Source organism: Lentzea miocenica (assembly GCF_033949945.1).
GTDB classification, from domain to species: Bacteria; Actinomycetota; Actinomycetes; order Mycobacteriales; family Pseudonocardiaceae; genus Lentzea; species Lentzea miocenica.
Genome location: NZ_JAXAVW010000035.1, coordinates 74,098 through 92,621 on the forward strand (window position 1 = coordinate 74,098; position 18,524 = coordinate 92,621).

Sequence of the window (18,524 nt, forward strand, 5' to 3'; positions counted from 1 at the left end):
TGAACGGAGGTGGCGATGCACCCGGACGTCGTGGTCATGGGCGCGGGCATCATCGGGGCCGCGTGCGCCCAGGCGTTGAAGGCACGCGGGCTCGACGTTCTCGTCATCGACCGCCACGGACCGGCGTCGGGCACCAGCGCGGCCGGTGAGGGAAACGTCCTGGTCAGCGACAAGGAGCCGGGGCCGGAGCTCGAACTCGCCAAAGCGAGCCGGGAACTGTGGCCGGAGCTGGCAGAGGACGCCGAGTGGGAGGAGAAGGGCGGGCTGGTCGTCGCCACGACACCGGACGCCTCCGTTCCCCTCAAGGCCTTCGCCGCCGGGCAACGCGCGGCAGGCATCGACGCCTGCGAGCTGACCGCCGAGGAAGCGCTGAGCCACGAGCCGCACCTCAACCCCGAGATCACCGCCGCCGTCCACTACCTGCAGGACGCCCAGCTCAACCCGGTCAAGGCCACCAGAACCCTGCTGCGCGGCATCAGGATCACCCGCGCCGAGGTGTCCACAACGGACGGCCGCTCGGTCACGACGACACAGGGCGTGATCAGCTGCGGCGCGGTCGTCAACGCCACCGGCCCGTGGGCGCGGAACTTCGGCGTCAACGTGCTCCCCCGGCGCGGCGTCGTCCTGGTGACGACCCCGATCCCCGGCACGATCCGGCACAAGGTCTACGACGCGGACTACGTCGGCGCGGTCGCGAGCGGCGACGCGGACCTGCAGACGTCCGGCGTCGTCGAGTCGACCCAGGCAGGCACGGTGCTGATCGGGTCGAGCCGCCAGCGCAAGGGCTTCGACGACACGATCGAGAGCAAGGTGCTGAAAGCGTTGGCGCGCAGGGCGATCGCGCTCTTCCCCATGCTGGTGAACGTCCCGGTCATGCGCGCGTACGGCGGCTTCCGCCCGTACGCCCCCGATCACCTGCCGATCATCGGCGCAGACCCGCGCACGCCCGGTCTGTGGCACGCCACCGGTCACGAGGGCGCGGGCGTCGGCCTCGCCCCGGCCACCGGGCGCCTGCTCGCCGAGCTGCTCACCGGCGGTACGCCGTTCCTCGATCCTCATCCGTTCCGCGTCGACCGTCCGGAGGTGATGGTGTGAAGGTGACCTTCAACGGCCTCCAGCGCGACGTCGCGCATGTCGCGGAGCTGTTGCCGGGCAGGTACTTCTGCGGCATCGGCGTCTGTTTCGGCTGTGTCGCGGAGATCAACGGCGTACCCGAGGTCCGTGCGTGCCGCCACCAGCTGCGCGACGGCGACGTGATCAGGACGAAGCCATGAGGATCGTGGTCGTAGGGGCCGGACCGGCCGGAATGGCCGCCGCCAGGACCGCCGCCGACGCGGGCGCCGAGGTCACCATGGTCGACTCGGAACCGGAAGCGGGCGGCCAGTACCTGCGTGGACGCGCCAAGTTCAGCCATCACGGCGTCACGCACCTCAAGAACACCGAAGCCTGGCTGGTCGAAGGGAGCACGCTGCATCTGCGAGGTCCGCGGCAGCTCCCGTTCGACGCGCTGATCATCGCCACCGGCGCCTACGACCGGCCACTCCCCTTCCCCGGCTGGGACGGCCCCGGCGTGATCACCGCGGGCGCCGCCCAGGCCCTCGCCAAGCAGGGCGTCACCCTCGCCGAACGCGTGATCGTCGCGGGCACCGGCCCGTTCCTGCTGCCCGTCGCCACCGCGCTGCGGGATCTCGGCGCCACGCTCGTCGGCGTCTACGAGGCCTCCTCCCCCACCAGGTGGCTGCGCGAGTCCAGGGCTGTGCTGGCCAACCGGCACAAGATCGCCGAACTCGCCCGGTACCGCAAAGTGCTGACACACCTGGAAACCCGGACCGCGGTGATCGCCAAGCACGGCCACCGCGTCACCGTCGCGAAGCTCGACCGCCACTGGCGCCCGGTCAGCCACCGCACCGAGCACGCCGACCTCGTGTGCATCGGCTACGGCTTCCTGCCCCGCACCGACCTGGTGCCGAACGCCAAGCGCACCAACGACTTCCTCGACGTCGACGAGCACCAGCGAACGTCGGTCGAGAACGTCTACGCGGCCGGCGAGGTGACCGGCATCGGCGGCGCGGACCTGGCCGAAGCCGAAGGCGTCATCGCCGGAGCCGCCGCGGCACAACAGGAACCGCCGCGAGCAGCCGTCGAGGCCGTGCGCAGGGGCCGTCTGTTCGCCGGAGCCCTGGAACGAGCGCACGAGATTCAACCCGGCTGGCAGACGTGGCTCACCCCGGACACCACGGTGTGCCGGTGCGAGAAGGTCAGGCTCGAGAACCTCACCGACGCGACGAGCATGCGCGAACTCAAGCTCACCAGCCGGGTCGCGCTGGGCCGCTGCCAGGGCCGCGTCTGCGCCCGCAACGCCGCCGAGCTCACCGGTGTCCCGTTCGACGGCCAGCGCCGCGTGATCGCGGTCCCGATCCCCCTTGGCGAACTCGCCGAACTCCCGGAGGAGAAGTCATGACCGAACGCCTCGACGGCGTCATCGTCGCCACCGCGCTCCCCTACGCCGAGGACCAGAAAGCCCCGGCTGGACTGCGCCCTGACCTGGAGAAGCTGGCCGAGCACTGCCAGTGGGTCGTCGAGAACGGCTGCCGCGGCGTGGGCCCCAACGGCAGTCTGGGCGAGTACTCGTCGCTGACCGACGCGGAACGCCGTGAGGTGGCCAGAACCGCCATCGCCGCTGTGAAGAACAAGGGCATCGCGGTCATCGGCGTGCACGGCGTCGGCGCGCACCAGGCCCGGCACTGGGCCGAGCTGGCGGCCGAGGACGGCGCGGACGGCGTGCTCTGCCTGCCGCCCACCATGTACCGGGCGAACCGCGGCGAGGTCGTGCACCACTTCCGCGAGGTCGCCAAGGCCGGGCTGCCGATCATGGTCTACAACAACCCGATCGACACCAAGGTCGACCTCACGCCCGACCTGATCGCCGAGCTGGGCCAGATCGAGCACGTGGTGGCGGTGAAGGAGTTCTCCGGGGACGTCCGGCGCGTGCTGGAGATCCGCGCCGCCGCCCCGCACCTCACCGTCGTGGCCGGCGCGGACGACGTCGTGCTGGAGAGCCTGCTGATGGGCGCCACGGGCTGGTTCGCGGGCTACCCCAACGTGTTCCCCGCCGAGTGCGCCGAACTGTTCGAACTGGCGCAGCTGGGCAAGCTCGCCGAGGCCCGCGCCCTGTACGAACGGCTCGTGCCGGCGTTCCGCTGGGACTCGCGCACCGAGTTCGTGCAGGCGATCAAGCACTCGATGGACTTCGTCGGCCGCTACGGCGGTCCGTGCCGTCCCCCGCGCGGCCCGTTGTCGCAGGCCCAGCTGGACCAGATCGACGCGGACATGGTGCTGGCCACCCAGAAACTGGACGCGGCATGAGGTTCGCCAAGTACTTCAGCGCGGTCGACTCGCACACCGAGGGCATGCCGACGCGGGTGATCACCGGCGGCGTCGGCGTGATCCCCGGCGAGACCATGGCCGAGAAGCGGCTGAACTTCATCAAGAACCACGACCACGTCCGCCGGTTCCTGGTCAACGAACCACGCGGGCACTCGGCGATGAGCGGCGCGATCCTGCAGCCGCCGACCCGCCAGGACGCGGACTGGGGCGTGCTGTTCATCGAGGTCTCCGGCCTGCTGCCGATGTGCGGGCACGGCACGATCGGCGTCGCGACGGTGCTGGTGGAGACCGGCATGGTCGAGGTGACCGAGCCCGTCACGACCGTGCGGCTCGACACCCCGGCCGGGCTGGTGCTCGCCGACTACGACACCCGCACGAAGCTCGTGACGATCCGCAACGTCCCGTCCTACGCCCACGAGCTGGACGCGGTCGTGGGCGTGCCGGGGCTGGGCGAGGTGCGCTACGACATGGCGTACGGCGGCAACTTCTACGCGATCCTGCCGCTGGACCAGCTCGGCATCCCGTTCGACCGGGCGGAGAAGGACCGGATCCTGGCGGCCGGTCTGTCCATCATGGACCAGATCAACGCGGTGAACCGCCCGGTGCACCCCGTGGACACCGCGATCGGCGGCTGCAAGCACGTCCAGTTCACCGCGCCCGGCCAGGACGGCGCCGACTCGCGCAACGCGATGGCGATCCATCCCGGCTGGTTCGACCGATCACCCTGCGGCACAGGCACTTCCGCTCGAATGGCCCAGCTGCACGCCCGAGGTGAGCTCGGAATCGGTGCAGACTTCGTCAACGAGTCCTTCATCGGCACCAGGTTCATCGGCCGGTTGCTGGAAGAGGTTCCGCTGGGTGATCGAATCGCCGTTGTGCCCACAGTGGCCGGTCGCGCGTGGATCACCGGGATGGGCCAGTACCTCCTCGACCCCACCGACCCGTTCCCGGAGGGGTTCTCGCTCTAGTCACTAGGCTCGCGGTCGTGACTACGCCCAGCCTGGAAGCGTTGCTGCAAGTCGGACCGTTCCACTCGGCCTTGCGCGCGGCCATCCGCCGGCGCGGACTGACCCTGGAACGGCTCCGGCTACGCCTGGCGCAACAGGACGTGGCGGTGGCGTTGTCGACGCTGAGCGACTGGCAGCAGGGCAGGGTGCGGCCGATCTCCCCGAAGTCGCTGCGGGCGGTGGCGGTGCTGGAGGAACTCCTCGAGGTGCCGTCCCGCTCGCTGCTCACCCTGCTGGAGCACACCGGTCCGAGCGGCTGGCCGGACGTCGTGCCCGGCATGATGCCCGGCTTCAACACCAACGACCTGGAGGTCGTCTCCCGGCACGACAGGGTGTTCGTGGACGCTGCCCGGCACGCGTCGCGGGTCGAGTCGCGGATGGTCGTCCGCGCACGTCAGGACGGCGTGGACCGCTTCTACGCCCACTTCTTCTACGACGACTCGGTGCAGGCGGCCGACGTGCGGCACGAGCCCATCCGCAACTGCCGTCTCGGCCGCTCGGCCCGCAACGACGCCGAGCAGGTGACGGTCGACGAGCTGCTGTTCGACAAGCCGCTGGCGTCGGGTGAGACGTGGGTGTTCGAGTTCGTCATCCACGACCCGACGCAGCTCGACACCTTCGAGTACGCGGCCGGCGTGCGGTGTTTCCTCGCGCAGAGCCTGATCGAGGTGCACTTCGACCCGGCGGCGCTGCCGTCCGACCCGCACGTCTACCTGCAGGACTGGCAGGAACCGGAGCCGCACCGGACGATCGACCTGGAGCTCGACCACACGAACTCGGTGCACCACTTCGAGGCGAACGTGTCGGTGAACTGGGTCGGCATCCGCTGGAAGTGGGCGGAGCCGAGCGAGTTCTAGACGAATTGGAGACTTCCCTTGCTCACCACCGACTTCGTGCCCGGAGCTCCGAACTGGATCGATCTGGGCAGCCCGGACGTCGTTGCCGCCGCTGACTTCTACGCCAGGGTGCTCGGCTGGACCCACGTCCCGCTGGGGCCGGAAGCCGGCGGGTACGGCTTCTTCGCTCACGACGGGCGAACGGTCGCCGCGGTGGGGCCGCTGTCCGAACCCGGCGCTGCTTCGGCGTGGACCATCTACTTCGCTTCGCCCGACGTCGATGCCGTGACCCGCGCGGCGGCAGCGGCCGGTGGAGTCGTGCGGCTGGAACCGTTCGACGTCTTCACGAGCGGGCGGATGGCACAGCTGACCGATCCCGCCGGCGCGGAGTTCGCGGTGTGGCAGGCGGGAGATCTGCGCGGTGTCGACGCGGTGTCGTCCGCCGGAGCGCTGACGTGGATCGAGCTGCACTCGCTCGCCGCCGACGTGTCGTCGTTCTACCGCAAGGTGTTCTCGTGGGATGTCGCCACGATCGAGGGCGCTCCCGGCGCGTTCTTCCGTCCGGCGGGCACCGGCGCGGGGCGGTTGTTCGGTGCGGTGGTCCCGGATTCGTCCGCCTACTGGTTGCCGTACTTCGAGGTGGCCGATCCGGATCAGGCCGCCGGTGCCGCCGAGGTGGTGGTCGAGCCCTACGAGCTGGACGGGATCGGCCGGATCGCGGTGCTCGCCGATCCGTTCGGAGCCCGGTTCGGCGTGATGCGCTCGGTCAGCTCCTGAGCCAGGGGCATGATGGAGATCATGGCCAGCACCGCCCGTCGCATGTTCGAGCTCCTGGAGCCGATCTGCCTCGTCACGTTCTTCGCCGACGAGTGCAACGAGGAGATGGCCGCGCTCGGCCACCGCACCTATTGGGACGGATACTTCGCCAGCCGGGCCGCGCCGCTCGGGCGGGTGCCGGCGCAGGTCGTGCACGCGGCGTTCTACAGCTTCGCCGACGGTGAGGCCGCGCGGCACATCCCGAGCGCGTGGGAGACGATCCCGCCCGAGGCGTCCCTCGCCGCGCGGGAGCGGGGCAGCGCGGCCTCGCTGCGCCGGATCCTCGGTGACGAACTGGCCGGTTCCCCCGGCCTCGTGCGCGCCGCCGACCTGACCACGAAAGCCGCGACGAGCGCGCCCATGGAAGGCCGGGTGATGTACGCCGGGATGCGCACTCTTCCGGTGCCGGCCGATCCGGTGGCACGGCTGTGGCACTCCGCGACCATGCTGCGCGAGCACCGCGGTGACGGGCACGTCGCCGCTCTCGTCTGCACGCGCATCGGTGGCACAGAAGCACATGTGCTCAGCGCGCTGGCCATGGGCATCCACCCGCCGGAGACGTTCGGGCGCATCCATCACCTGCCGAAGAAGCGGTTGGCCGCGGTCATGGACGGCCTGCGGGAGCGCGGGCTCGTCGACGCCGACGGCCGGTTCACCGACGCCGGTCGCGAGACCCAGCACCGCGTCGAGGCCCTGACCGACGAGCTCGCCGCCCCGCCGTACGACGCACTCTCGCCCGCCGAACTCGATGAGCTGATCACCGAGCTCGAACCCGTCACCGCGAGGCTGGCGGCCGCGGGGTCGCGGTAGGCACAGGTCGAAAGGCTCCCAAAATCACGGAACGCCAGCTAGCGTGCGCTGGTGCAGTTGCCGTGGAGAGCCGCGCCCAGGGCAGCGCTGTCGAGTCCGCTCACGTTGCTGGTGAGCATCGCGACGACGTTGCTGCTGGGCTTCGTGGTGGCCGCGGCCGTGCTGCACTCGTCCTCCTCCGGCAGCGCGGCTCTCGCGTACCAGCAGGGCCGGATCTGCCCGCAGTCCCTGCATCCCTCGCTCGACGGGGACGAGCTGCCGCTGGCCACCGTCGTCTCGATGTCGTCGCGCAGTCCGCTGGGCGCGGTCTACACGCGGATCGACCGTCCTGATTTCAACGGTATCGCCACCTACGGCCGGTTCGGGTACCGCCCGGACGCGCTGTCGCACCTGACTGTCGTCCAAGGCGGCGGCACCGGGCTGTGGGTGCCGCAGACGATCGCCACCGCCGCGCGGGTGCGCGTGGGTGATCGGCTGACCGGGTCCTCGCTGGTCGTCAGCGCGATCTACGCCGATCTCGCGCATCCCGTGTCCGGCTGGTGGTGTTCCGAGGCGAAGACGGTCGTGCCGAACCCGTTGAGCGGCGACGGCGCCAGCACCTCGGTGATCTGGGTGCCGCGGGTGGCGGACCTCGCTTCGCTCCCACCGGAGTTCTCGTCGGGGGCCTCGGTGTCGTTGCGGTTCCCGACTGAGCCGTTGTCGACGCTCGCCGAGGCGGAGGCGTTGCGGGACAACGGGAACGCGCTGGTGTCGTCGCTCGGGCTGCCGCTGACCCGCACGGACCTGCTGTCGTCCGTGATCACCGCCGCCCGGACCTCCGAGCGCAACGTGACGTCCGCGCTGCTGCCGTTGGTGATCGTCAGCGTGCTGGTCGGGCTCGCCGGCGTCGGCACGGTGACCGTGCAATGGGCGCAGCGCAGGCATTCCGAGCTGCGGCTGCTGTGGGTGCGCGGGGCGAGCCCGCTGGCTCTCGGCTGCCGCGGCGTGCTGGAGCTCGGGTTACCGCTGGTCCTGGGCGGGCTGCTGGGACTGGTTGCCGCACGGCTGTTGTTGCCCTTGTACGCACCTGGGGTGGTTTTGGCCCGGGGGACGCTCTGGGTGGCGTTGGGCTTCGTGTTGGCTGTCGTGGTTGCTTCTTTGGCTGTGACCGTTCTCGTGGCTTCGTGGCGTACGGACCGGACGTTCCAGCGCCGCGCGCGTTCGTGGCGGCTCTCTCTAGTGCCGTGGGAACTGGTCGTCGCGCTGCTGGCCGTGCTGGCGTGGGTTCGCCTGTCCCGCAACGGGTTGGGCACCGCCGTGAAGGCCAGCGAACTGCCGCGGATCGACGTGGCCGCACTGACCTTCCCGCTGCTCGTGGTGCTGGCGGCCGCGTTGTTCGCGACCCGGCTGTTGCGGTGGTCGCTGGGCTGGTCGCATCGCGTGCAGTGGTGGCGGGTTCCGGCCGCCCAACTGGCGTTGCGCCGCCTCGCCGCCGCGGTCGGGCCGGTCACCGGCGTGCTGCTGGTGGGCGTGCTGGCGGTCGGCACCATCGCGGTGGGCAGTGCGGTCGCGGGCGCACAGCGGTCGGCGCTGGACTCGAAGTCGGGCGTGTTCGTCGGCGCCAACAGCACGGTCCAGGTGTCGCAGGACATCGCGCTCGGCCGGGTGCCGCTGCCGTCGTCGTTGCGGGGCAACACAACCCTCGTCGGCGTGAGCACGGGCGCGCTGGTCGTCGACCCGGCGACGTTCACCGACGCGGCCGTGCTGGACGACGCTCCTGCCGTGCGGACGATGCTCTCCTCGCTGCGCCGGACCGGTGACATCGCGCCCGCCCTGCGCATCGGGCGCTCGCCGAACCAGGAGATACAGGTTCCCGGGCTGCCGCTGCTGAAGCCGGTCGCCTCGCTGCCGGCGTTCCCGAAGCTGGGCACGCGCGGCTACGTCGTGGCGCGGGACTCGGTGCCCGCCGTCGAACAGGTGGGTTCGTGGCACCTGTGGTCGTCGTTGCCGTTGTCCGCCTTGACTTCCGCCTTGCAAGATGCCGGTGTCCACTACACGAACGTCGCTGATCGCGGGCGGGTGCTCGACGGCCTGCCGTTCCTGACCGTGGAGTGGACCTTCGGTTTCGTGGCCGCGATCGGTGTCGTGCTCGCCGTCGTGGCCGCGGTCGCCCTGCTGCTGGCCATCGAGGTGCGCCGCCGCCAGAACGCCGTCTCCGGCGCGTTGTCGACCCGCATGGGCATGCGGCCGTCCGTGCTCTGGTCCAGCCACCTGATGGAGGTCGGCACGTTGGCGTTGCTGGCTCTCGTGGTCGGGGCGCTCGCATCGTTCGTGAGCGCTGGTGTCGCCGTGCCGCGCCTGGATCCCGCACCGTGGTTGAATCCCGCCCCGATGCTGCCTGACCTCACGTCGTTGCTGGGCTTGATGGTGCTGGGCGGTCTCGTGGTGGTCGTCGTGGCGGCATGGCTCGCGTTGCGCGGTGTCCGGACCGCGCGGATGGGAGAGCTGCTCAGGTGATCCGCGCTTGTGGCGTCGGGGTGTCCTACGGTTCCGTGCACGCCGTGTCGGACGTGTCGCTGACCATCGCACCCGGACTCACCGTGCTGTCGGGCCCGTCCGGCTCGGGCAAGTCGACGCTGCTGCGGGTGCTGTCGCTGGTCGAACGCCCGTCCGCCGGCGAGGTGTTCGTGCGTGACACCGCCACCTCCGGCCTGCCGTGGTCGGACCTGCGGGCGTTGCGGCGCAAGGAGATCGCGGTCGTCTTCCAGAACCCCGCGGACAACCTGATCGCGCATCTGACCGTGGGCGAGAACCTGCGCGCCGCCGGTGCGACGGACCTCTCGTTGCTGGACCGCCTGGGGTTGGCCGGGTCGTCGGCCTGGCGGATCGGGGCCCTGTCCGGCGGGCAGCAGCAGCGGCTGGCCTTCGGGTGTGCGCTGGCGCGCGGCGCTTCCGTTGTGGTGGCGGACGAACCGACTTCCCAGCTGGACGTCCGGTCGGCTGATCTGGTGCTGGAGACCTTGTCGTCGTTGCCGGTGCCGGCCGTGGTGGCGTCGCACGATCCGCGGCTGGTCGCGTTGGCGGACCTGTGCGTTCCCCTGGCGGCGTCGTGATCCAGGCCTGTGGTGTGCACCGGACGTTCGGCGGCGTCCCGGTGCTGCGCGGGGTGGACCTGGCGGTGTCCGCCGGGGAGCTGGTGACGCTCAGCGGGCCTTCCGGGTCGGGCAAGACGGCGCTGCTGTCGTTGTTGTGCGGCTTCGACTTCCCGGACAGCGGATCGGTGTTGCCAGGGCTCGCGTCCTGGTCGGCCTGTGCGGTGCTGCCGCAGTCGCTGGGGCTGGCGTCCGAGCTGACGTTGGAGGAGAACGTCGCGTTGCCGTTGCGGCTGGCGGGGCGTTCTGTCGCCGGGGTCGCCGGGTTGCTGGCCGAGCTGGGGATTTCAGGACTGGGTGCCCGGTATCCCGGGCAGGTGTCGTTCGGGCAGCAGCAGCGGGCGGCCCTGGCTCGCGCCGTGGTGGCTCAGCCCGCGGCTCTGCTGGCGGACGAGCCGACCGCGCACCTGGACGCGGTCAGCGCGGTGGCCGCGGTGGCATTGCTGCGACGGGTCGCCGACGAAGGCGCCGCGGTCCTGATCGCCACGCACCACGACGCCGTGCACGCCGTTGCCGATCGTGTGCTCGTGCTGGCCGACGGCCAGGTTCAGACCGAGGGCGGCCGGTCCTCGTAGGGGGTGGAGAGGACCACGGTCGTCCGCGTCGACACGTTCGCGGACTCCCGGATCTTCTGCAGCAGCTCCTCCAGCGCCGTCGGCGAGGCCACCCGCACGCGCAGCACGTAGGAGGCGTCGCCCGCCACCGAGTAGCAGGCCTCGATCTCCGACAGGTGCTCGAGGCGCTTCGGGTAGTCGTCGGGCTCGGCGGGGTTGATCGGGAAGAGCGAGATGAAGGCCGACATGGGCAGGCCGATCTCGGCGCCGTCCAGCCTCGCCGCGTACCCCTTCACGATGCCGCGCTGTTCCAGGCGCTTCACGCGCTGGTGCACCGCCGAGACCGAGAGGCCCACCCGCTCGGCCAGGTCCGTGAAACTGCACCGGCCGTCCGAGGCCAGTTCCTTCAGGATCGCTCTGTCGATCTGCTCGAGGGTCAAAGCACCACCAGCTCGTGAGGTCGGTTGTTGAAGGACTCGACGCCGGTCTCGGTGGCCACGACGATGTCCTCGATGCGGGCGCCCCAGCGGCCGGGCAGGTAGATGCCGGGCTCGACGCTGAACGCCATGCCTGCTTCGAGCGGCAGCGCGTTGCCGCTCACGATGTAGGGCTCCTCGTGCACGTCCAGGCCGATGCCGTGGCCGGTGCGGTGCACGAAGTACTCGCCGAAGCCCGCTTCCGCGATGACCTTGCGGGCGGCCTCGTCGACCTGCTCGCAGGTCACGCCGGGCTTGACGGCGTCGACGGCGGCCTGTTGCGCGGCCTGCAGGACGGCGTAGGTGTCCCACACGTCGTCGTAAGCGGGCTCGCCCATCACGTAGGTGCGGGTCGAGTCGGAGTTGTAGCCCTCGGCGACCGGACCACCGATGTCGATGACGACGACCTCGCCGGCCTCGACCACGCGGTCGGAGTCGCGGTGGTGCGGGGAGGCGCCGTTCGGGCCGGAGCCGACGATCACGAAGTCGGCGACGGTGTGGCCTTCCTCGACGATCGCGGCGGCGATGTCCTTGGCGACCTCGCGCTCGGTGCGGCCCACCCGCAGGAACTCGCCCATGCGGGCGTGCACGCGGTCGATCGCGGCACCGGCCTTGCGCAGGGCGGCGATCTCCGCGGCGTCCTTGCGCATGCGCAGTTCGCGGATGATCGGGCCGGCCAGCGACTGCGGGCCGCCGATCGCGTTGCCGAGCTTGATGGTGTGCAGCGCGGGCATCATGTCCGCGACGGCCGTCCTGTTGCCCTTCAACGCGGCCTTGACCAGCGCGTACGGGTCCTCGCCGTCGACCCACGTGACGACCTCGACGCCCAGTTCGTCGGTCGGGATGGCGGCGTAACCGGGCTGCTCCAGCTTCGGCACGACCAGCGTCGGGGTGCCGCCGACGGGCAGCGCGAGGCAGGTGAGGCGTTCGAACGAGTCGCCACCGGCACCGATCAGGTACCGCAGATCCGAGCCGGGCGAGATGAGGAGGGCGTCGACGCCCGCCTGCTCGGCGGCGGCGGAAGCGCGGTCGAGTCGCGCACGCAGCGCGGACACGTCGATGGGCCCGATGATCGTTGCCATGACCGAAAGCCTAGTGCGTTGACCACGATGCCTGCCGCGCGCGTTCGGCACTCGGCCGGGCACGGCGGCGCGCCCGGCAGGCGTCAGCGGCCCGCGCACGAGTAGCTTGTCCCTTCGTGAGCTCTCCCCTGGTGCTGCTGGACTCCGCGAGCCTCTACTTCCGGGCGTACTACGCGCTGCCGGACTCGATGACCGCGCCCGACGGCACGCCGGTGAACGCCGTGCGCGGGTTCGTCGACACGATCGCCCGCGTCATCACCGAACGCGGCGCCGGTCGCCTGGTCGCCTGCCTCGACGCCGACTGGCGGCCCGAGTTCCGGGTGAAGGCGCTGCCGTCCTACAAGGCGCACCGCGTGGCCGAGGACGCGACCGACGGGTCGGAAGAGGTCCCGGACACCCTGACACCGCAGATCCCGATCATCCTCGACGTCCTCGACGCGGCCGGCATCTGCACCGGCGAGGCCGCGGGCTACGAGGCGGACGACGTCATCGGCGCGCTCGCCCACCGCGAGACCAGGTCGCCCGTCGAGGTCGTCACGGGCGACCGCGACATGTTCCAGGTCGTGCGCTTCGAACCCACGCCCGTGCACGTCGTCTACGTCGGCCGCGGCTGGAACAAGGCCGAGGTCCTCGGCCCGGAGGAACTGGCGGCCAAGTACTCGCTGCCGGTCGAGAACGCCGGTTCCGCGTACGCCGACATGTCCGTGCTGCGCGGCGACCCCTCCGACGGTCTGCCGGGCGTCGCGGGCATCGGCGAGAAGACCGCGGCCAAGCTCATCACCGAGTTCGGCTCGCTCGACGCCGTGCTGAAAGCCGTCACGGACCCGATGGACCGCAAGCTCACGACCAAGGCCCGCAACTCGCTCATCGCGGCCGAGGACTACCTGGCGGTGGCACCCGTGGTCGTCCGCACCGCGCTGGACGCCCCGGTCATCCTGGACCGCGACGACGAGGTGCCTCGCGTGCCCGCCGACCCCGAGCGGCTGCGCGAGCTCACGCAGCGCTGGGGCCTGGGCAGCTCGGTGCCGCGCCTGGTGAACGCGATGGAGCGGCGCGCCTAGAAGAACGTCCCGCAGAACGGCTTCTGCGGCACGGCGAACAACGCGTCGGCGTCGGCCAGCCGGGTCCCCTCGATCCGTCTGGTCGCCGCCAGCTGCGAGAACGTCGTGTCGCCGAGGTACACCGCGCCCAGCAGGTCGACGGGGATGGTGAGGTCGGCCGGCTCCTCGACGCGTTCGGCGCCGTCCGGCGACACCCGGTAACGGCCGTCGTTGGCGGGCAGCAGCTCGTCCCGCACCTCGATGACGACCGGATCAGCCACGCCGTAGGTGCGCGCGGACAGCATGCGCGGCACGTCGACCAGGCGCAGCCAGATCTCGTCGAACACGTCCTTCGTCCTGACGACGCGCGGGTCCTCGAACAGCCAGCTCACCGGTTCGTCGAGGGCGAGGTCGATCTCGATCTTGTCGACCAGGTCCAGGCGCGACACGTAGATCCACAGGTCGCGCCACGCGTCGTCGTTCGCCCACACGAAGTCCTCGATGGACAGCTCGTGGTCGAAATCCTTCGTCGTGGTGACCTTGTAGGTCAGGAAACCGTCGTCGCCGTCTGGTCCACTGTGGACGACGGTGACCGAGTTCTCCGCCTCGGTCTTGCGGTCCCGTTGCCTGGCCCACCAGCCCGCCCACCGGCCGATCTGGCCCGGCCTGGTCAGCCCGATGGCCTCGTGCAGCTCCGGCAGCAGCTTGTCGGCGGTGTCCTGGTCGAGCATCCGGACGCGGCCGGTCAGGTCACCGGGGATCACGGCCCGCCTGGCGTCGATCTCGACGGTCCGCCACCGTCCGGCCAGGCCGTAGCCGAAACGCCCGTAGATGCGTCCCTCGGAGGCGCGCAAGGTGGCCACGGGGTCGGGCAGCGATGAGAGTTGCTCGCGCATCAAGGCACTCAGCACGCCACGGCGCGTGTAATCAGCACGCACGCCCACGCGTGAAATGGCCGAGTGAGGCACAAGTGCACCGCCAGGCACGACCAGCGAGGAGCCGAACGACGAGGCCGTTCCGATGATCTCGTCACCGTCGAACGCGGCGAGGACGCGATCGGGCTCGTAAGACGGGCGAATCACCTGCCACTGCTCGTCACTGGGCGGGCTCCAGTGCATGGCACGGCGGAAGACGGACATGTGCGCACGGAACTGCGCTTCGTCGGTGAGAACGCGGATCTCGGTCACGCCCGCGATCGTGTCTCAGCACGACCGCGTGCGCACCTCAGTTTCCGACCGCCCGCGGATCACCTCGACGAGGTGGTGCACCTCGGAAGCGGCGATCGGGATCTCGACGCCCCGGTGGTCGGCCATGGCGAGGGACCGCAACGTCGTGGCCGGCAGCCGATCGCGATGCCCTTCCGCACCTCCTCCAGGCCGCGCGTGGAGCCGGGCGGGTTGGACTGCTCCCAGCACAAATCACCGGCGAACCGGTGCGCGGTGCCGTCGTGCGCGACCCTCGCCATCTCGCGGCGTTCCCGCGCCTCCGACACGAACCAGCGGACGGGAGCGGAAGCGCGCTCCACGAGCACGGCCTCACCGTCGCCGAGGCCGACGTTCGGCTGGGCCTCCTCGGCCGGAACACCGAACAGAGCAAAAGAAAAACCTTCCCCCAGAAAGTTCCTGGGGGAAGGCTGACGCGAAAAGCAGAGGATCAGCCGGTGGGCTGGCCCACCTCGTACTCGCCGTCCTCGGTCTTGACGACGATCTTGACCTTCTTGTCCTTGCCGCCGACCTGGACCTTGCACTCGAACGAGGTGTTGGGCTTGACCTCGTTCTCACCGCTGCAGGTCGCGCTGCCGACGTCGGAGATCTTGTACTCGTCCTTCAGGATCTGGACGATGCCAGTCTGCACGGCCGTGTTGTCGAAGATCTTCTTCTTGAAGAACGCCGGCGACACGAACCCGGTGAACAGCACGCCACCGACGAGGAGAACGACGACCACCGCGGCGACCCAGATGGCCGCGCTGGACTTCTTCTTCGGCGGCATCGGCGGGCCGTAGCCCGGCTGCTGGCCGTACGGGTTCGGCTGCTGCTCGCCGTACGGGTTGGGCTGCTGCTGGCCCGGCATGCCGTACTGCTGGGTCTGCTGGCCGTACGGGTCCTGCGCGGGGGTGCCGTAGGGGTTCGACTGCGGCTGCTGGCCGGGCACGCCGTACTGCTGCGTCTGCTGCTGCGACGGATCGAAACCGGGGTACGGCTGCTGCGGCTGCTGGCCCGGCTGGGGCTGCGGCTGGCCGTAGGGGTTCTGAGCCGGGAAGCCGCCGGACGGTGTGCCGGGAGGGAACCCGCCTCCGTAGGGCTGCTGCGGCTGTTGCGGCTGGCCCCAGGGCTGCTGCGGATCGTTCCCTCCGGACGGTCCGTACGGGCTGCTCATCTGTCGACCTCCGTGTGTACGACGTTGCGGCGCGATCCAATCACACCGTTGACGTCAGTCTTTACTCCGACTCGCAAAACCTTCGTCAGGCCTGTGTCACAGGTCAGCGTCAGATTTCCACTCACATCATCGCCACAACTCCGCGGCGCAGCGCGTCGACGGCCTTGGCCGCCGCCGCGCCGACCGGGTCCTGTCGGCCGACCACCTCACGGATCTGGTCCAAAAGGTCGATCACCTGCCGGCACCAGCGCACGAAATCGCCCGCGCCGAGCTCGTTGCCACCGGCCTCAGCGGCGCTGAGCACCTTCTCCAGCGACTCGCCGCGCGCCCAGCGGAACACCGGCCACGCGAAGCCCGGATCCGGCTGCCGCGTGATGCGCTCCAGCTTGAGCCGGCGCTCGTCGTCCTCGATCTCCGCCCACAGCCGCACGGTCTTGAGCATCGCGTCCGACACCGCGCCCTGCGGCAGCCGCGCCTCGACGGGACCGTCCCGGCGCGCCTCGTAGACCAGCGACGACACCACGGCGGCGAGCTCCTCGGGCTTGAGGCCCTTCCACACGCCGTGGCGGATGCATTCGGCCGCGAGCAGATCGGACTCGCTGTAGAGCCTGGTCAGGCGCTTGCCGTGCTGCGTGACCTCCTCGGCCTCGCTGAGGTAGCCCCGCTCGCGCAGCAACGCCCGGATGCGGTCGAACTGCCGCGCCAGCGAGTGCGTGGTCGCCGCGACCTTGCGCTCCAGCTGCTCGGTCTCGGCCAGCAGCCGGTGATACCGCTCGCCCCACCGCGCGTGGTCCTCGCGCTGGTCACAGCCGTGGCACGGGTGCACACGCAGGGCACGGCGCAACGTCGCCAGCTCGGGGTCGTCGTCCGCCGTGGTCGCCTTGCGGCCCCGCGACGGCACGGTGATGCCGGTGTTGCGGATCGTCGCCGCGAGGTCGCGCCGCGACTTGGGCGAGCGCACGTCCACCTGCTTGGGCAGCCTGATGTGGCCCAGCACCTCGACCGGCGACGGGAAGTCCGCCGACGTCAGCCGGCCCGACCAGCGGTCCTCGGTGACGACCAGCGGCCGTGCCTCACCCAGCGGTTCCAGACCGGGGTCGATGACCACGGCGAGACCCGAACGACGGCCCGAAGGCACCGCGATCACGTCGCCCTTGCGCAGCCGCTCCAGCGACTTCGCCGTGTCGATGCGGCGCGCGTTCGTGTTCTGCCGTGCGAGCTGCTTCTCGCGGTCCGAGACCCGGCGGCGCAGCGACGCGTACTCCGTGAAGTCACCGAGGTGGCACGTCATCGACTCGGAGTAACCCGAGAGGGCCTCCTTGTTGCGCTCGATCCGGCGCGCCAGGCCGACCACCGAGCGGTCCGCCTGGAACTGCGCGAACGACTGCTCCAGGATCTCGCGCGCGGCCGAGGCGCCCAGCTGGTGCACCAGGTTGACGGCCATGTTGTAACCGGGCCGGAACGACGACCGCAGCGGGTACGTGCGGGTGGAAGCCAGCCCGCCGACCGCCTTGGGGTCGATCCCGGGCTGCCAGACGACCAGCGCGTGCCCCTCGACGTCGATGCCACGCCGCCCCGCACGACCGGTGAGCTGCGTGTACTCGCCCGGCGTGAGGTCGACGTGCGCCTCGCCGTTGTACTTGACGAGCTTCTCCAGCACGACCGTGCGTGCGGGCATGTTGATGCCCAGCGCGAGCGTCTCGGTCGCGAACACGACCTTGACCAGCCCGCGGACGAACAGCTCCTCGACGGTCTCCTTGAACGCGGGCAGCAGCCCGGCGTGGTGCGACGCGATGCCCCGCTCCAGCGCCTCACGCCACTCCCAGAAGCCCAGCACGGTGAGGTCGGCCTCTGGCAGGTCGCGCGTCTTCTCGTCGATGATCCGGCGGACCTGGTCGGTCTCCTCCGGCGAGTTGAGCCGCAACCCGGCCCGCGCCGTCTGCGCGACCGCGGCGTCACAGCCGGCGCGGCTGAACACGAACACGATCGCGGGCAGCAGGTTGGCCGCGTCCATCCGCTGGATCATGTCCGTGCGCGACGGCGGCTTGAACCCGGTGTTGCGCGGCGGCCGCCCGCTCGTGCCGCCGCGGTTGCGGCCACGGCTGAACGGCACGTGGTAACGCGTCAGTTCCTCGGTCTTGCGCAGCACCTGCGAGTTGATCCGCGCGTGCGTCTCGTCGCCCTCGAACAGGTCCAGCATCTGGTTGCCCACCAGCATGTGCTGCCACAGCGGCACCGGCCGGTGCTCGTCGACCACGACGGTGGTGTCGCCGCGCACCTCGACCAGCCACTCGCCGAACTCCTCGGCGTTGCTGACCGTCGCGGACAGACCGACCACCTGCACGTGCTCGGGCAGGTGCAGGATGACCTCTTCCCACACCGGACCGCGGAACCTGTCCGCGAGGTAGTGCACCTCGTCCATCACGACGTAGGCGAGTCCGTCCAGAGTGGACGAACCCGAGTAGAGCATGTTCCGCAGCACCTCGGTGGTCATGACGACCACGGGCGCGCCACCGTTGACGCTCGTGTCACCGGTGAGCAGGCCGATGCTCTCCGCCCCGTACCGCGCGGTGAGGTCGGCGAACTTCTGGTTGGACAACGCCTTGATCGGTGTCGTGTAGAAGCACTTGCGGCCCTCGCTCAGGGCGAGGTGGACGGCGAACTCGCCCACGACGGTCTTGCCGGCACCCGTCGGGGCGCACACGAGCACGCCGTGACCGTCCTCCAGGGCCTCGCAGGCCTGGCGCTGGAACGGGTCCAGCTCGAACGAGATCACGGAGCCGAAGTCGGTCAGCTTGGGCCGCTGGGCGTTGCGCCGGGAGTCGGCGTAGGCCTCGGCCGGGGACCGCGAAGCACTTGACACCCCATCAGGCTTTCACATCACACCGACAATCGCCGCCGAGATAGATTAACTTCAACCACCACTGAAGCCACAGAGCCCGCCACCCCGCACAGCTGCCTCCCGCACGCGGGGCCCTTTCGTGCGTCATGAGCGCACGAAAGCTCCCC

General features: G+C 70.4%; 17 protein-coding genes. 12 read left to right on the forward strand and 5 right to left on the reverse strand.

Annotated elements, in window-relative coordinates; genetic code table 11:
• The first annotated feature begins 15 nt into the window (after positions 1-15).
• Genes SK803_RS35175 through SK803_RS35225 form a run of 11 tightly spaced genes read left to right on the forward strand, consistent with a single transcriptional unit; the run spans position 16 to position 10,562 of the window.
• The gene (locus SK803_RS35175) at positions 16-1,095 is read left to right on the forward strand and encodes an NAD(P)/FAD-dependent oxidoreductase (protein WP_319970505.1); all 1,080 of its coding nucleotides are present in this window, start codon (positions 16-18) and stop codon (positions 1,093-1,095) included.
• Complete coding sequence (locus SK803_RS35180) at positions 1,092-1,274, forward strand: 2Fe-2S iron-sulfur cluster-binding protein (protein ID WP_319970506.1); 183 nt, start codon at positions 1,092-1,094, stop codon at positions 1,272-1,274. The genes SK803_RS35175 and SK803_RS35180 overlap by 4 nt, the downstream gene beginning before the upstream one ends.
• Positions 1,271-2,461: an FAD/NAD(P)-binding oxidoreductase gene (locus SK803_RS35185; protein WP_319970507.1), complete on the forward strand. Its 1,191-nt coding sequence runs from the start codon at positions 1,271-1,273 to the stop codon at positions 2,459-2,461. The genes SK803_RS35180 and SK803_RS35185 overlap by 4 nt, the downstream gene beginning before the upstream one ends.
• Complete coding sequence (locus tag SK803_RS35190; protein ID WP_319970508.1) at positions 2,458-3,366, forward strand: dihydrodipicolinate synthase family protein; 909 nt, start codon at positions 2,458-2,460, stop codon at positions 3,364-3,366. Before SK803_RS35185 ends, SK803_RS35190 begins: the two co-directional genes overlap by 4 nt.
• Complete coding sequence (locus SK803_RS35195) at positions 3,363-4,355, forward strand: proline racemase family protein (RefSeq protein ID WP_319970509.1); 993 nt, start codon at positions 3,363-3,365, stop codon at positions 4,353-4,355. The genes SK803_RS35190 and SK803_RS35195 overlap by 4 nt, the downstream gene beginning before the upstream one ends.
• A 17-nt stretch (positions 4,356-4,372) precedes the next feature.
• Positions 4,373-5,251, forward strand: a complete 879-nt coding sequence (locus tag SK803_RS35200) for a hypothetical protein (protein ID WP_319970510.1) — start codon at positions 4,373-4,375, stop codon at positions 5,249-5,251.
• An 18-nt stretch (positions 5,252-5,269) separates the two neighbouring features.
• The gene (locus tag SK803_RS35205; RefSeq protein ID WP_319970511.1) at positions 5,270-6,007 is read left to right on the forward strand and encodes a VOC family protein; all 738 of its coding nucleotides are present in this window, start codon (positions 5,270-5,272) and stop codon (positions 6,005-6,007) included.
• A 21-nt stretch (positions 6,008-6,028) separates the two neighbouring features.
• On the forward strand, positions 6,029-6,856 hold the full coding sequence (locus SK803_RS35210) for an SCO6745 family protein (RefSeq protein ID WP_319970512.1): 828 nt from the start codon (positions 6,029-6,031) through the stop codon (positions 6,854-6,856).
• A gap of 51 nt (positions 6,857-6,907) precedes the next feature.
• Positions 6,908-9,352: an ABC transporter permease gene (locus SK803_RS35215; RefSeq protein ID WP_319970513.1), complete on the forward strand. Its 2,445-nt coding sequence runs from the start codon at positions 6,908-6,910 to the stop codon at positions 9,350-9,352.
• A complete protein-coding gene (locus tag SK803_RS35220; protein ID WP_319970514.1) occupies positions 9,349-9,948 on the forward strand; it encodes an ABC transporter ATP-binding protein in 600 nt (199 codons plus the stop codon). The genes SK803_RS35215 and SK803_RS35220 overlap by 4 nt, the downstream gene beginning before the upstream one ends.
• Positions 9,924-10,562, forward strand: a complete 639-nt coding sequence (locus SK803_RS35225; RefSeq protein ID WP_319970515.1) for an ATP-binding cassette domain-containing protein — start codon at positions 9,924-9,926, stop codon at positions 10,560-10,562. The genes SK803_RS35220 and SK803_RS35225 overlap by 25 nt, the downstream gene beginning before the upstream one ends.
• Here SK803_RS35225 and SK803_RS35230 read toward each other — a convergent pair.
• Positions 10,535-10,981 carry an Lrp/AsnC family transcriptional regulator gene (locus tag SK803_RS35230; protein WP_045313945.1) on the reverse strand — a complete coding sequence of 149 codons (447 nt, stop codon included), beginning with the start codon at positions 10,979-10,981 and terminating at the stop codon, positions 10,535-10,537. The genes SK803_RS35225 and SK803_RS35230 overlap by 28 nt on opposite strands.
• Entirely contained in the window at positions 10,978-12,099 is a 1,122-nt protein-coding gene (locus SK803_RS35235; protein WP_319970516.1) for a M24 family metallopeptidase, read from the reverse strand. Before SK803_RS35235 ends, SK803_RS35230 begins: the two co-directional genes overlap by 4 nt.
• A gap of 116 nt (positions 12,100-12,215) precedes the next feature.
• Here SK803_RS35235 and SK803_RS35240 point away from each other — a divergent pair, with 116 nt between their 5' ends.
• Positions 12,216-13,160, forward strand: coding sequence for a 5'-3' exonuclease (locus tag SK803_RS35240; RefSeq protein ID WP_319970517.1), 945 nt, complete (start codon positions 12,216-12,218; stop codon positions 13,158-13,160).
• Here the strand turns inward: SK803_RS35240 and SK803_RS35245 are convergent.
• The 3 genes from SK803_RS35245 to SK803_RS35255 form a co-directional block, all read right to left on the reverse strand.
• Positions 13,157-14,326, reverse strand: a complete 1,170-nt coding sequence (locus SK803_RS35245) for a GNAT family N-acetyltransferase (RefSeq protein ID WP_319970518.1) — start codon at positions 14,324-14,326, stop codon at positions 13,157-13,159. The genes SK803_RS35240 and SK803_RS35245 overlap by 4 nt on opposite strands.
• A gap of 466 nt (positions 14,327-14,792) precedes the next feature.
• Positions 14,793-15,515 carry a DUF4333 domain-containing protein gene (locus tag SK803_RS35250; protein ID WP_319970519.1) on the reverse strand — a complete coding sequence of 241 codons (723 nt, stop codon included), beginning with the start codon at positions 15,513-15,515 and terminating at the stop codon, positions 14,793-14,795.
• Positions 15,516-15,636: 121 nt separating this feature from the next.
• Complete coding sequence (locus SK803_RS35255; protein ID WP_319970520.1) at positions 15,637-18,378, reverse strand: DEAD/DEAH box helicase; 2,742 nt, start codon at positions 18,376-18,378, stop codon at positions 15,637-15,639.
• Positions 18,379-18,524: the final 146 nt, after the last annotated feature.